The sequence below is a fragment of the Brevundimonas sp. ALps5 genome, from assembly GCF_058681645.1.
This window is the reverse complement of the sequence record NZ_CM178744.1, coordinates 2,864,770-2,878,719: the sequence shown is the minus strand read 5'-3', so window position 1 is coordinate 2,878,719 and position 13,950 is coordinate 2,864,770. Positions and strand designations below refer to the sequence as shown.

Sequence of the window (13,950 nt, the reverse complement as noted above, 5' to 3'; positions counted from 1 at the left end):
GCCTTACGGCGCATAGGGCGGCACGCGCAGGTTCAGGTCGAGTTCGGCGTTGCGCTCCTGATAGAGGGCCGCCTTCGCCGCCAGCGCCGGATCGCTCCAGGCCCAGGCCCCGCGCTGCAGAACCTCGTACAGGCCCGAGGTCTCGGTCTTGTCGAGTTCCGGATAAGGCCACTCCCCTTCCCGCCCGGCCCAGCCGGCGACGAAGTTCGCCGCGCCGCGCAGCGACCGGCCGTCCCCGGTGTGGAAGTCCCACAGGTCGACGCCGACGCACTGACCCAGCTGGGCGATGTCGAAGGCCGCCGTCAGGGTCCAGGTCGAATAGTGCAGCGACCGGGTCCGGGCCAGCTCCTGCGGCAGGCTGCCGTCCGCGGCGATCTGGGGCGTCAGACGCTGGGCGCCGACCCGGCCGATGACCGTCTTCGCCACATCGTCCATCCCCGCATAGAGGGCGAACTCCGAGATCAGCAGGTCGTAATAGACGCCGTGATTATTGGTCGCCGCCTTCTCGGCCCGGCCGATAGGGCTGGTCGCCATCCACTGGACGAGCTCGGCGAACCAGTCGCGCAGACCCGCCCGCTCGGCGTCCGTCAGGCTGGACGACGTGTCGAGCAGCCCCAGCCCCTCCACGACCCGCACCAGGCGATAGGCGTCGATCACGCCCTCGGCCCGGCCCGACACCAGACCCGGCACGGCCTGGCCGTGGTTCAGGTTGGGGTTCATCTTCGTCTCGGGCGCCAGGAACCAGACCCGGAGGAACTCGGCGGCCTTGGCCGCATAGCGCTGATCGCCGGTGAAGTACCAGGCCAGCGACAGGGCCTGAACATCGCCCGTCATCGCCTCCAGATCGGTCAGGTCGAAGGCGTTGGTGTCGCGCTCGGGGTTCATATGGCCGTCACGGCGCATATAGGGCTTGCCGTCGGGCTTGGACGGATCGGGCCACCAGTAGGGGCCCATGCTCATATAGTCGTGCTTGTCGCCGCTGGCCGGGGTCTGGGTCTTGTCGACGACGGTATAGGGGCCGCGCGTCAGGGCGGCGTCGGCGCGGGCCAGCATGGCCGAGCGGGCCGGCTGCAGGGTCGGGTCGGTGGCGTAGCGCGCCTTGACGGAGATCAGCCAGTCAGGCCGCCACAGGAAGGTGCGACGACCGCCGAAGGCCTCGGCATAGCCGCTGGAGCCGTCGCAGACCGGCGCGGAGACCGGCGTCTGGGCGATCGCCGGCGAGGCCGCCAGCAGAGCCCCGAAGGCCAGGATGGAAACAAGAGAACGCATCGGGACAGGTCCGTAAAATCGAACCCGCGACGGCCGCGAAGCCGTCGCGGGTCAGGGTGATCAATAACGGAAGCGGACGCCGAAGTAGTACTGCGGGTTGCTCTCGCTGACCTCGGTGATGGCGTCCTCGCCGGGCTTGTACATGATGTCCCGTTCGTTGGTGACGTTCAGCGCCTGGGCCTTCAGCTGGATGTTGTCGGTCAGGTCGTACTGGGCCGACAGGTTCAGGTAGCCCGAGCCCTGGACACTGCGGTTGGTCGAGGAGTTGGGCTTGGAATAGTCCGAGCGGTAGCGGTACGAGGCCCGCAGAGAGAGGCCGGCGCCTTCCCAGAAGACCGAGCCCGTGAAGTTGTGCTTGGACAGGCCGCGCAGATTGGCCGGATCGACATAGGGGGCCACGGTCGAGGGATCGGGGAATTCGAAGTCCGCGTCGGCGTAGTTGTAGCCCGCCGTCACGCCCAGGCCCGACCACAGCCCCGGCAGGGAGCTGAAGACATAGTTGCCGGTCACCTCGACGCCGAACAGGTGACGGGTCTCCGGGTCGTTGGCCGGCGCCACGGCGTTGAAGGTGACTTCCGAGCCGTTGGCGATGATCGAGGTGGTGTAGGGCTGGACCGCGTCGAAGGCCGCGTTCTTGATCCACTTGTAGTAGGTCGCGAACGAGAAGACGGCGTCACGGCTGGGATACCACTCCAGCGAGGTGTCCAGGTTCCAGCTTTCCAGCGGCTTCAGGTTCGGGTTGCCGGTCGTGGAGTTGGCCAGCACGCCCTGGACCGTCGTGGCGTTGGCGTCGACCACCGGGGTGATGCCGACGTTGAACTCCTCGATGCCGACGCGGGCGATAGCCTTGGAGGCGCCGAAGCGCAGCTTGGTCCGGTCGTCGAGATCGAAGTTCAGGTTCAGGCTGGGCAGCAGATAGTCGTATTCGCCCGAGCCCGTGACCTCCGACAGGGTGCCGGGAACGGTCACGATGGTCGCCGCCGAGCCGCCGGTCGAGGGCGTCACCGTCACGGCCGAACGATAGCCGCGCGAGTCGATCGTGGTGTGGATGTAGCGCAGGCCGGCGTTGCCGCTGAACGGAATGCCGTTCAGCTCCGATCCGAAGGTCGTCATCACATAGAGGGCGCTGATCGCCTCGGTGACGTCGGTGTCTTCCGGTCCGCGCGAGTCGGTCAGCAGCGGGTTGGAGTCCCGGCCGGTATAGGCGTTGAACAGGCAGTCGTTGTTGAACTGGGCCCACGAATGGATGTTGGTGTTCGACTGGCTCATGAAGTCGCTGGAGCCGAAGGGCACGCGGCAGTTGGCGTTGGCCTGAGCCACGATCTGCGCCGCCGTCAGGCCGTCGCGAGCGATCGGGATCGCGACGTCGACGTTGTTGTTGGCGTCGGTCTTGCGTTGGTGTTCCGAATAGCGGGCGCCCGCCGCCACGGTGCGGAAGAAGCCCTCGCCCAGCTGATAGGTCCCGTCGATCCGGGCCGCCGCGATCTCGTCATGCCGGTCGGTGACCAGGCGATAGCGGGCATAGTTGGTGTTCGACGCCGGGACTGCGGTGATGAAGTTGGCCGGATCGTTGATGTCGAAGTTGAGGAAATCGACGGTCGGCACGACGTCGTTGGCGCCGCTCAGCTCATAGACCACCCGGCGCGACGAGCGCATGTTGGTGGCCTTCTGCAGCTCGGTGCGGATCGACTGCGAATACGACAGGTCGGTGGTCACCGTCAGCCGGTCGCCGCTGTACTTGGCCGCGAAGCCGCCGCCGATGTACTCCTCCTCGCGCAGCCGGTCTTCCAGCTGGATCTCGACGTTGGAGTTGCCGCGGTAGGCGATCAGGGCGCCGTCGCTGAAGCCCTCGCCGCCGCCGGTCTGGCCGCCGATGATCAGCGGCTGGATGCCTCGCGCGGCCTCGGTGATGGCCAGGATGTTGCGGTTCTCGAGGCTGCTGCGGTTCGAGTACTGGGCGTCCAGGGCGAAGTCGAGCCGGTCGTTCGGACGCCATTGCAGGGCGCCGATCAGGCCGTCGCGGATCTCGCTGGTCGTCTTCTGCTGGAAGGCGCGCGAGCTGGTGGCGAAGTAGAGCGGCGTCTCGGTCGTGCCCGCCCGGTTGGCGGTGCTCAGGGTCGAGCGCATGGCGCAGTTGAAGCTGGTCCCCGCCGCCGTCTGGGCCGCCGCCGTCCCCGTGATCGTGTACGGGTTGTTGGCCGAGGTATTGCAGGGAATGAAGGCGGAGTTGGTGGTGTAGTAGTCCTCGGGCGAGGCCTGGTCCTGATGCTGGTAGCCCAGCGAGACGCCGATGTCGCCGATGCTGGTGTCGCGCCAGCGGTTGGTCACCGAGATATTGGCGCGGTAGCCCAGACCGTCACGGCCGGTCGCGGCGTCCTCCTTCTCCTGATAGACGCCCCGGTACTCGGCCTGGATGCGCGGACGGGCGTCCAGCGGACGGATCGAGCGCAGATCGATGACGCCGGCGATGCCGCCTTCGGGGAAGTCGGCCTGCTGGGTCTTGTAGACCAGGACGCCGTTCACGAGCTCGGACGGGAACTGCTGGAAGGCGACCGAACGGTCCGGACCGGCGGTCGAGACCTCGCGGCCGTTGAAGGTCGAGAAGCTGAGGGTCGGGCCGAGGCCCCGCACCGACAGTTCGTTGGCGTTGCCCTTGAACCGGTCGGCGGTAACGCCCGTGATCCGCTCCAGCGTATCGCCGACGGAGTTGTCGGGCTGGGAGCCGATCTCGTCATTGACGATGGCGTCCACGATCGTCGCCGAGTCGCGCTTGACCGCGATCGAGCTGCGCTGGGTGGCGCGGATGCCGGTCACCACGACGTCGCTGACCTGGGAGCCTTCCTCGGGCGCGGTCTGCTGCGGCGTTTGGTCCGCTGCCGGAACGGGCGCGGTTTGCGCCAGAACCGGAACCGCGAACAGGGTCGCGGCCGAGGCGAGCAGCATCGCCCGCGTAAGGGTCTTGGACTTGGCGGTCATGGTGTATTTCCCCTGCCTGATGTTTCCCTCGCGCCCGTAAACCGGGCGACGTTATGCGAACAGGCTAGACCGGAAGTGACACCGGTGACAAGATTGGTCAGACCAAAATTATAAACCGGGCTAGCCAAATGGCCCGGAAAGGGAGTGGACGATGCGGAATAAGGCTTGGAGCGCGGCGGCGCTGGCGATGTCGGGGGTGCTGCTGGCGACCGGCGCCTGTGCGGGCGACGCGACAGACTCCGCGCTGGTTGCACAACCGGCCGAGACGGCCCGCGACGCGGCGGTGCTGGCGCAGGCCCGACGGGTCGCGGACTGGCAGCTGGCCCATATGGAGGCCTTCGACTATGTCGGCACCTTCCACGACCAGACGACCGATCCGATCGACTGGATCCAGGCGACCTTCTGGGCGGGCCTCGCCGATTTCACCGACGCCACCGGCGACGCGGCCTATGCGAAGGCCATCGTGGATCACGGCGAGGCGGCCCACTGGGGCTTCGGCACGCGCCCGCGCCACGCCGACGCCGACGCCATCGGACATAGCTGGATCTGGGCCGCCGGACGGGTTCAGGGTTCGGCCAGAGAGGCACGCCTGGCCCCGATCCGCGCCCGCTTCGACGCCGTCCTCGCGGCCCCCAGCGACGCGGCCATGACCTTCGACGAAGGCCGCGGCGAACGGCCCTGTCAGGTCCGCTGGTGCTGGAGCGACGCCATCTTCATGGCTCCGCCGGTCTGGACTGAGCTGTCCGAAATTACCGGCGACCCAAAATACCGCCGCCACTCCGAGCGCGAGCTGAACGCCACGATCGAGGCCCTCTACGACCACGACGACCACCTCTTCTATCGAGACAGCCGCTTCATCGGTAAGCCCAATGCGGCGGGCCACAAGGTGTTCTGGAGCCGGGGCAACGGCTGGTCCTATGCCGGCCTCGCCAAGGTGCTGCAGTCCCTGCCCGCCGACGATCCGGCCCGCACCGGCTATGAGACCCTGTTCCGCCAGATGTCCGAACGCCTGATCGGGCTGCAGGGCGCGGAGGGCTATTGGCCGGTCTCCCTGCTCGACGTGGGGGGGCCGCCCGAGACCAGCGGCACCGCCTTCTTCGTCTATGGCCTGGCCTGGGGCGTGAACGCCGGGGTGCTGGATCGGGCGACCTACAGTCCCGCCGTGGCCAAGGGCTGGGCCGCCCTGTCGCGCGCCGTCCAGCCCGACGGCCGCCTCGGCTGGGTGCAGCAGGTCGGCTATGCGCCGGACCATGTCGCGGCCTCGGACACCCAGCTTTACGGCTCCGGCGCCTTCCTGATGGCCGCGTCGGAAGTGTCGCAGCGGAGTGACTGGTAAGCTCGATTGACAAATTGGCCTGACCAATCCAGCCTGATCACGTTCCTTCCCAGGGACAGTTCTCTGGCGGGGGCGGCCGTGGTCGTTCCCGCCCTTTTCCCTTCAGATTCAGGGATCGGCCGATGCCCCGCAGCCTCCTTCTCGCCACGGCCGCCGCCTGCCTGCTGACCGGGACGGCCTGCGCCATCACGCCTAAAACGCCGGCCACGCCCTTCCCCGCCCCCTCTCTTGCCCCCTCTCTGGCCGAAGCCTCGCGCGGCCCGCTCTACCGCGACGTCGCCCCGATGAATCGCACGGTCGAGACGCGCATCACCCCCCAGGTCGAGGCCCTGCTGGAGCAACTTCGCGCCGACGGCCGCGACTATCGGCTGGACGGGGTCGCGGTCTTCGAGGCCCACGACAAATTCCTGCCCGGCAAGATCGCCATCGCCATGGCCCATGTGCTGAGCCAGACGCCGCGCACCGATCCGAACTTCCCCGAATACCTCTCCAGCTTCCGCCGCCTGGCCGACCTGACGGTCGACGACCCCAACGACAGCTGGGGGATCTACTACTATGCCTCCGCCCTGCATGAGCTTCAGGTCGCCGGCCTGCTCGATCAGGCGGTCAGTCCCGAGACCCTGGCGAAGCTGCGGACACAGCTCGACTGGCGCCGGTTCGTGCGCACCTCCGACCTGACCCTGATCGACCTGCCCAACAACTATTTCGGCGTCGCCTTCTCCATCGCCCGGCTGCGCTATCTGCTGGGCTGGGAGGATGCGAGCGCCAGCGAGGCCCTGCTGGCCAAGACCCTGGATCACTTCCGCGAATACTCCGGCCAGTACGGCTTCGCCGACGAGACCAACGGCGACGGCCGCTTTGACCGCTACAGCGTGCTGCTGATCGGCGAGATCGCCCAGCGCTTCATCGAGACCGGTGTCGCCCCGCCGCCGGAGGTGAAGACCTGGCTGCGGTCCTCGGTCGATCTCATGCTGCCGCGCCTCAACCTGCGCGGCGAGGGCTTCGAATACGGCCGCAGCATCGGGACCTATGGCGAGACCGCCTTCCTCGAGGTCCTGACGGCGGCCGCCTCGCTGGACGTGCTCACGGATCAGGAGAAGGCCATGGCCTATGCCTTTTCCTCGCGCGTCGCCGCCCGCTATGCCGACTTCTGGCTGGATCCGGCGACCGGCTCGGTCAATCTGTGGGACCACGGGCGCAAGACCGACGCCTATCGCGGCAAGCACCGGATCCTGGGCGAGAACCTCAGCCTCGCCCACCAGCTGCTCTACACCAACGCCATCTGGAACCTGCTCGGCTATCACGACGCCGCGCCCGATCCGGGCTTCGAAGCCTGGCTCGCCACCCTGCCCCGCAGCCAGACCAACTGGTTCGCCAGGGGGGAGTACGACCGTCTGCTGGTCACATATCGCGACGGGTCCCGCGTCATCGGCCTGCCGCTGATCAACGGCGGCGACGGCCAGCATATGAACACCCCCTACTTCCCCATCCCCTTCTCGCCGGGCGTTCTGGCCGGGACGGCGGACGAGACGTATCCGCAGCTTCTGCCGCGCCTGACCCTGTCGGACGGAGCGGTGCTGCAACCGCTGGCGTATTTCACCCACGCCGAGGTCACCACCGAGGGCGACCGCACCATCGTCACCTACAGCCAAGCGAAGCTGGACCGCATGGGCCAGCCGACCCCGGTCGCCGACGACCGCGTCAGCATCTCAACTCGCTATGTGCTGGAGCCCGGCCGCATCATCCGCACGGACCATATCGAGCCCCGCGCGGGGGTGACCATCGCCCGCGTCGACACGACCTTCGCCGGCTTTGGCGAGGCGGCCGTCACGGCCGACGGCGCGCGTTACGGTGACGGCGAGATCGAGAGCTTCAAGGTCGAGGGCCTGAACTGTCAGGCCGGTGCCCTGTCGGACCGCCACCGGACCCCCGTCGGCGCCTTGCGGTCGGTCGTGGAGTGCGGAACGACCCCGCCCGCGGGGCCCATCGACCTGTCCTGGCGGCTGGAGTTCCGCGAAACGGCCCACTAACTCTCGGCGCCTGGACTGCGGGGTGGAACAGCCTCCCCGCTCTCGCAGCCGCACGCCGCCTTCGCCAGGCCGGCGGCATCGAGGATGTCGATCCGTCCCCGACCGACACGCAGAATCCGCCTGTCCTGCAAGGCCTGGAGGCCCTCATTGACGGTCGCACGGCGCAGCCCGACCAGTTCCGCTAGTTCCTGTTGGGTCAGCACGATCCGGCTCTCTCCATTGCACTCATGAATCGTCGCAAGAAGATCGGCCAGCCGGGTCAGGCTCGAATGGGTCATCAGGCAGTCCAGCCGCGCCTTCAGCACGCGAACGCGCCGATCGGCGGCGGCTTGGGCCCGGTCGCCCTGAACGCCTTCCGGCAGAGCGACAGCGTCCCCCTCCCGATAGAGGCCCTCTGTCACCCAGACCCCCTCGCCCTGGATCAGGTCACCGGGTCCCACCACCCGGGCCAGCCGCCGCGCGCGGGTCGTTTCGACAAAGACGCCCGCCTCGATCCAGACCGCCGTCGCTCCGGGGCCTCGCCGATCTCCCCTGGCCGCCGGCACATTCGGCGGGGGAGCGGGTTGGGGGATGGTCGAATCGTGGAAATCGGAAGCCATGACCGCCGATGCGGCCCGCGCCGCGTCCGCGCATTAACATAGGTGAATCGGGCCGCTCTTTCTCAGGTCGGCTCACGATGCAGGCGCAGATAGGTGGGGTCGAACTCCGCGATCTCGGCCAACCGGTCCCACCTCAGGACCGTGATCCGCGCTCCGACCCAGGTGATGACGCCCTCGCCGCGGAGTTCGCCGATCAGCCGGTTCACATGGACGGTCGAAAGGCCGAGCGCGTCGCCCAACACGGCCTGGCTGAGGGGCAGATCGAAGACATGGTCGGCGGCCTGACCGACGACTTCCAAACGCAGATACATCTCGCAAATCAGGTGGCAGAGGTGGGCGAGCGCGCTGCGCCGACCCATGGCCACCAGCCACTGCCGATGGATGGCCGCATCGATGACCGTGTCCAGCCAAAGCAGCCGCGCCAGATGGCCGTGGTCGTCCACGAGCTTGCGCAGGTCGGCATGGCTGGCGTGGGCGATGACGCAGTCGGTCAGGGCGACGATGCCGTGGTCCATCTGCTTCATCAGCAGGCTGTGCAGATCGATAAAATCGCCGGTCAGATTGATCTCGGTGATTTGCCGTCGCCCGTTGGCCAGGGTGGTGTAGCGGGCCGTGAAGCCGCTCAGGATCAGGGTGCTCTGCTCGACACGGACATGTTCGCTGACGATATCGCGGCCGGCGGGAACGCGAATGGCGGGTCCCAGAACCCGGGCCAGGGCCGCTTCCTCGACGGCGTCGAGCACGTCACGGCGCGCCAGTTTTTCGACCAATGCGTTGTACATGCGTCAGTCCGTCAGGGCGTTGGCCCGGGCGTCATCCGGCAGATCCGTGGAGGCCTGCGCCGTCAAGGTGACTACCACCTCGCGGCTTTCGTTGGTGGCGATGACGCTGAACACGCCCGAGGCCCAGAACCGATGGCCGCAGTGCTGAAGCAGTTCGCCGAAGACGATCAGGGCCTCTTCCCTCGCAGCGTCATCGCCCGGGAGCTCCTCGCCCAGTTCGTCGCGAACGCATTCGCCGTCGAGGGTGTGGAAGAAGTAGCGGGCCATCAGCGTCTCCGTGGAGATGCGACAACCCTCGTGGGCGCGAGCCGTTCCCGGCGCCTCGCCGTCGCCGGGCACGGAAAGGCCGGCGCGGGAGGGGGTCCGCGCCGGCCGGGTCCGTCTGGGTCTGGAAACCCGACGGCGTGGTCGTCAGGCGTGCTCCGCCCGGAGCTGCTCACCCAGGCGGCCCTCCGCCTTGACCACCACCGAACCCCCGGCCCTCTCACGGCCGCGGATCCAGTCCTTGATCGCCTCGGCTGAGGTATGGTCCATGAAGGACAGCCGACGCGCATCCAGTTGCAGCTCACCCTGAGTCGGGGCGGCCTCCAGCACCTTGGTCAGGCCCGGCAGCTGCAGGAAGGTGGCGGTCCCTTCCAGCTTGACCTCGTGCGGCGCGACGTCCGCATGGTCGGCGTCCTTGCGGACCACCTTCAGGCCCATGCGCAGCAGGTGCGGCGCCAGCTCGACCAGGGTCAGGGCCATGCCGACCAGAACGCCGACCAGCAGGTCCGTCGCCACCACGGTGATGAAGGTCACCGCCCAGATCAGGGCCGGCAGCAGGCCGTAGCGCGAGAACAGGTGCCTAGCGTGCTTCAGGCTGACCAGACGCCAGCCGGTGACGACCAGAACGCCGGCGAGGGCGGCGCTGGGCACCATCTTGAGCACCCACGGCAGGACCGCGACGAAGGCCAAGATCCAGCAGCCGTGCATCACCGCCGACCAGCGGCTGACGGCGCCGGCCTGGACGTTGGCCGAGGAGCGCACGATCACCCCGGTCATCGGCAGGGCGCCGAGCACGCCGCAGATCATGTTGCCCACGCCCTGGGCGAACAGTTCCTTGTTGTATTTGGTGCGCGGACCGTCGTGCATCTGATCGACCGCCGCCGCCGAGAGAAGCGTCTCCGCAGACGCGATGAAGGCGATGGCCAGGGCCGTGCCCAGCAGGACCGGATCGACCAGTTCGGCGAAGGCGTCGAGGCCGGGGACGGCGATGGCCGAGGCGATCGATTCCGGCACCGAGATCATCTGGACGTTCAGGCCGAAGACGCCCGCCACGATCGAACCGGCCAGCACGCCCAGAAGGGCGCCGGGAACCAGCTTGAGCTTCTTCGGACGGACCTTCTCCCAGCCGACCAGGGCGACGATGGTGGTCAGGCCGACGATCAGGGTCGCCTCGGCGTTGCCGAAGGCCGCCAGCGACAGGCCGCCGATGGCGCCGGGGATGGCCATGATGTTCTCAAGCCCGTGGGCGCGCGGGGCGTCACCGAACAGGACGTGGAACTGACCCACCACGATCAGCAGGCCGATGCCGGCCAGCATGCCGTGGACCACGGCCGGGGAGATGGCGCGGAACCAGCCCCCGACCTTGAGCGCGCCGGCGATGAGCTGGATCAGGCCGGCGACGACGAGGATGGGACCGAGCGCGGAGAGGCCATGCTTCTGGACCACATCGAAGACGATGACGGCCAGACCGGCGGCGGGGCCGGACACCTGCAGCGGAGAGCCCGCCAGGGCGCCGACGACGATGCCGCCGATGATGCCGGTGATCAGGCCGCGCTCGGCCGGAACGCCCGAGGCGACGGCAATGCCCATGCACAGGGGCATGGCCACCAGAAAGACCACGATGGACGCCGTCAGGTCGCGCGAGAAGCCGACCTTCCGATACGAGTCCGCGGCCGGGGAGGAGGCTGCGGACTGGGTCATTCGGCGGCCAGCCCGATGGACTCACCGACCACGCCGATGGCGGCGCGACGAATGGCGGCGGCATGGGCGACCGGCAGGGGGGCGTCGTCGGTGACCGCGACGAACCGCTCCTGCTGACCGTCATAGGCCAGGATGGTCCCGGTCTCGATTTCGAAGAACCAGCCGTGCAGGGTCAGCTCGCCCTTGGCCATGGCCGAGGCGACCGACGGGTGGGTGCGCAGGTGGTTCAGCTGGACCACCACATTCTCCAGCGCCGTGGCGGTGACCGCCTCGTCCGGGCTCAGGTCGTGATAGGCCGAGCAGACGACGCTGTGGGCCGCGTGGGCGTGCTTCAGCCAGGCGGCGACGTTGGGCATCTTTTCCAGCGCCTCGGGGCTGGAGAAGGCCTTCATGGCCCCGCAGTGCGAGTGGCCACAGATGACGATGTCGCGCACGCCGAGCGCCATGATCGCGTATTCGACCGCCGAGGAGACGCCGCCGTTGGCGTTCGAGAAGGGCGGCACGATGTTGCCGGCGTTGCGGGTGACGAACAGGTCGCCGGGCGCGGCCTGGGTGATGATCTCGGGCACGACGCGGGAGTCGGCGCAGCTGATCATCAAGGCCTTGGGGCTCTGACCGTCGCTAGCCAGCCGGGAGTAGAGCGCGCTCTGGGCCGGGAAGACCTGGCCGCGGAAGCGGGCGGCGCGTTCCAGTACGTGTTCCATGACAACCTCCTGTGGGGGAAACAGGGGGTCAGGTTTCGCAGCCGTTCTTTGCTGCGACGCACCATCCATGTGTCAAAGTGTTGCCGGGGGTGCGGCGAAACGCCCGCCCTTCACCCGACCAGCGGAATGCGGATTTCGGCGCGTAGCCCGCTGCCCCGCGCCCGGTTCGTCAGGGTCAGGGTCCCGCCCTCGCGGCGGACGATCTCATTGACGATGCTCAGGCCCAGCCCGAACCCCGGGGTGTTGCGCGCCCGCGCCCGATCCAGCCGGTGGAAGGGCTGGAGCACATGGATGCGCTCTTCCTCCGGGATGCCGGGCCCATGGTCCTCGACCGCCAGCACCGCGTCGCCGGCCTCGGCTTCGAGGGTGACCCGCGCTGTCCCCGCATGGATCAGGGCGTTGTTGACGAGGTTGGACAGGGCCCGCTTCAGCGAGACGGGCCGCGCCGTCAGGACCAGATGATCGGGCCCGCGATAGGTGGCGGTGCGGCCCAGATCGACGGCGTCGTCGACCACCGTCATGGCCATGGCGGCCAGGTCCATGCGGCGCGGCTCCTCGGGTTCGTCGCCCTTCAGATAGGACAGGACCGAGCCCAGCATGGCGCTCATCTCGTCGATGTCGGACTCCATCGCCGCCCGGGCCGGAGCGTCCTCGATCTCCCCTGCCCTCAGCCGCATCCGGGCCAGTGGAGTGCGAAGATCATGGCTGACGGCGGCCAGGGCCTGGGTTCGCGCCTCGGTCAGGCGGGCGATGCGCGTCTGCATGGCGTTGAAGGCCTTGGCCACGCGGCGCAGGTCGCCGGCCCCCTCCTCCGCCACCGTGACGCTCTCTCCGGCCCCGACGCGATCGGCCGCCAGGGTCAGGGCGCGCAGCGGCGATCCGATCGACCTCAGCATCAGCAGCGACGCCAGCAGCACCCCGCCCAGCAGGATGACCGCCGAGCCCAGTCCGCTGACCGCCGCGACCCAGGGCGAGGGCGCCAACCGGGTCGACAGGGTGATCCAGCCGCCGTCCGCGCTCTCGAGAGCCACCAGAAGCCGATGCGGCGAGAAGGGCAATCCGGCGCCGGAGGCCGACAGCCTCAGCTCCCGCCCAGCCAGCGCAGGCCGCCAGCGTTCCATCTTGGCCTCGAAATGCTCCAGCAGGGCGCTCGGCGCCTCGTCCGGGATCGGCGGGATCGGCGTCCAGCGCGCCTGCACCCCCGGGGCGGACAGGGTGGCGACCCGCTCGGCCCGCTGGGCCGGTGGCGTCCGCGCCATGGCCTGATCGAAGGCCACCAGCTGCTCGGCCAGCAGCCGCACCTGATCGCCCCGCCCCGCCGCGATGTCGGCGCGTCCGTGCAGGATCGAGGATCCCAACGACTCCAGCACCACCGCGAGCAGAAGCACCAGGGCCGCCTGACCGACCAGTCCCTGGGGGAAGCGCCGCAGCAGCCTCATTCGCGCTCGACCAACGCCGTCAGGGAATAGCCGACGCCGCGCACCGTGCGGATCAGGGGTTCGACGTTAGAGGCGGTCGAAAGCTTGCGCCGCAGCCGGCTGACCAGAACGTCGACGCTGCGGTCCGAGGCGTCGGCGACCCGGGCGCGCGACAGCTCCAGCAACCGCTCGCGCCCGATGACCCGCTGGGGGCTGCCGACGAAGGCCAGCAGCAGATCGAACTCCGCGCCCGACAAATCGACCGCGACGCCCTCGGGCGAGGTCAACTCTCTCGCGCCCGCATCGAGGGTCCAGCCGGCGAAGACCATCCGCCGCCGCCGCGCCGCCGGGGTGATCACATTGCCGCCCGCCCGACGCAGATTGGCGCGGATGCGGGCGACGAGCTCCTTGGTCGAGAAGGGCTTGGACATATAGTCGTCGGCGCCGAGCTCCAGCCCGACCAGACGGTCCGACTCGTCGCCCCGCGCGCTCAGCATGATGATCGGCACCTCGCTGACCCGACGGATGTCGCGGCACAGGTCGAAGCCGTTCGGCCCCGGCAGCATGACGTCCAGCAGGACCAGATCCACCGGCGTGTCCGCCAGCACCGCCGCCATCTGGACGCCGGACCCGGCGCTGTGGACCTCGAACCCGTTCTCCTTCAGCGAGCGGATCAGAAGGGCCCTCAGGGCGGGATCGTCCTCGACGACGAGCACGGCCTTGGCCGGCTCCACGGCAAGGTCGCGGTGGAGTTCAGGAATCATAGACAGGCGCACTCGACTGAGGCGGACCGCGGGGCCGGTCCGTCACGCCCGATCTAGCGATCCCCGCGCCCGGCGTAACCGGGGCGCGCCGATCCGTCGCAACCCGG

At 68.7% G+C, this 13,950-nt stretch carries 11 protein-coding genes; 2 read left to right on the top strand and 9 right to left on the bottom strand.

What is annotated here, in order from left to right; all coding sequences use genetic code 11:
* Window positions 1–3: 3 nt before the first annotated feature.
* Together ACW172_RS13625 and ACW172_RS13620 are read right to left on the bottom strand one after the other, a co-directional pair.
* Entirely contained in the window at window positions 4–1,269 is a 1,266-nt protein-coding gene (locus ACW172_RS13625) for an alginate lyase family protein (protein WP_492031984.1), read from the bottom strand.
* Window positions 1,270–1,329: 60 nt separating this feature from the next.
* Window positions 1,330–4,245, bottom strand: coding sequence for a TonB-dependent receptor (locus ACW172_RS13620; RefSeq protein ID WP_492031983.1), 2,916 nt, complete (start codon window positions 4,243–4,245; stop codon window positions 1,330–1,332).
* Between the two features lie 151 nt (window positions 4,246–4,396).
* Here ACW172_RS13620 and ACW172_RS13615 point away from each other — a divergent pair, with 151 nt between their 5' ends.
* Both ACW172_RS13615 and ACW172_RS13610 read left to right on the top strand, forming a co-directional pair.
* Window positions 4,397–5,581, top strand: coding sequence for a glycoside hydrolase family 88/105 protein (locus ACW172_RS13615; RefSeq protein WP_492031982.1), 1,185 nt, complete (start codon window positions 4,397–4,399; stop codon window positions 5,579–5,581).
* Window positions 5,582–5,703: 122 nt separating this feature from the next.
* Window positions 5,704–7,611, top strand: a complete 1,908-nt coding sequence (locus ACW172_RS13610; protein WP_492031981.1) for a hypothetical protein — start codon at window positions 5,704–5,706, stop codon at window positions 7,609–7,611.
* Here ACW172_RS13610 and ACW172_RS13605 read toward each other — a convergent pair.
* The 7 genes from ACW172_RS13605 to ACW172_RS13575 form a co-directional block, all read right to left on the bottom strand.
* Window positions 7,608–8,210: a Crp/Fnr family transcriptional regulator gene (locus ACW172_RS13605; protein WP_492031980.1), complete on the bottom strand. Its 603-nt coding sequence runs from the start codon at window positions 8,208–8,210 to the stop codon at window positions 7,608–7,610. The two genes, ACW172_RS13610 and ACW172_RS13605, sit on opposite strands and share 4 nt — an antisense overlap.
* A gap of 62 nt (window positions 8,211–8,272) precedes the next feature.
* The gene (locus ACW172_RS13600) at window positions 8,273–8,992 is read right to left on the bottom strand and encodes a Crp/Fnr family transcriptional regulator (RefSeq protein WP_492031979.1); all 720 of its coding nucleotides are present in this window, start codon (window positions 8,990–8,992) and stop codon (window positions 8,273–8,275) included.
* A 3-nt stretch (window positions 8,993–8,995) separates the two neighbouring features.
* On the bottom strand, window positions 8,996–9,259 hold the full coding sequence (locus ACW172_RS13595; protein ID WP_492031978.1) for a DUF6894 family protein: 264 nt from the start codon (window positions 9,257–9,259) through the stop codon (window positions 8,996–8,998).
* 144 nt (window positions 9,260–9,403) lie between these two features.
* Window positions 9,404–10,957, bottom strand: coding sequence for a SulP family inorganic anion transporter (locus tag ACW172_RS13590; protein WP_492031977.1), 1,554 nt, complete (start codon window positions 10,955–10,957; stop codon window positions 9,404–9,406).
* Window positions 10,954–11,661: a carbonic anhydrase gene (locus ACW172_RS13585; RefSeq protein WP_492031976.1), complete on the bottom strand. Its 708-nt coding sequence runs from the start codon at window positions 11,659–11,661 to the stop codon at window positions 10,954–10,956. The genes ACW172_RS13590 and ACW172_RS13585 overlap by 4 nt, the downstream gene beginning before the upstream one ends.
* 110 nt (window positions 11,662–11,771) lie before the next feature.
* Complete coding sequence (locus ACW172_RS13580; protein ID WP_492031975.1) at window positions 11,772–13,100, bottom strand: ATP-binding protein; 1,329 nt, start codon at window positions 13,098–13,100, stop codon at window positions 11,772–11,774.
* Entirely contained in the window at window positions 13,097–13,843 is a 747-nt protein-coding gene (locus ACW172_RS13575; protein ID WP_492031974.1) for a response regulator transcription factor, read from the bottom strand. The genes ACW172_RS13580 and ACW172_RS13575 overlap by 4 nt, the downstream gene beginning before the upstream one ends.
* Window positions 13,844–13,950: the final 107 nt, after the last annotated feature.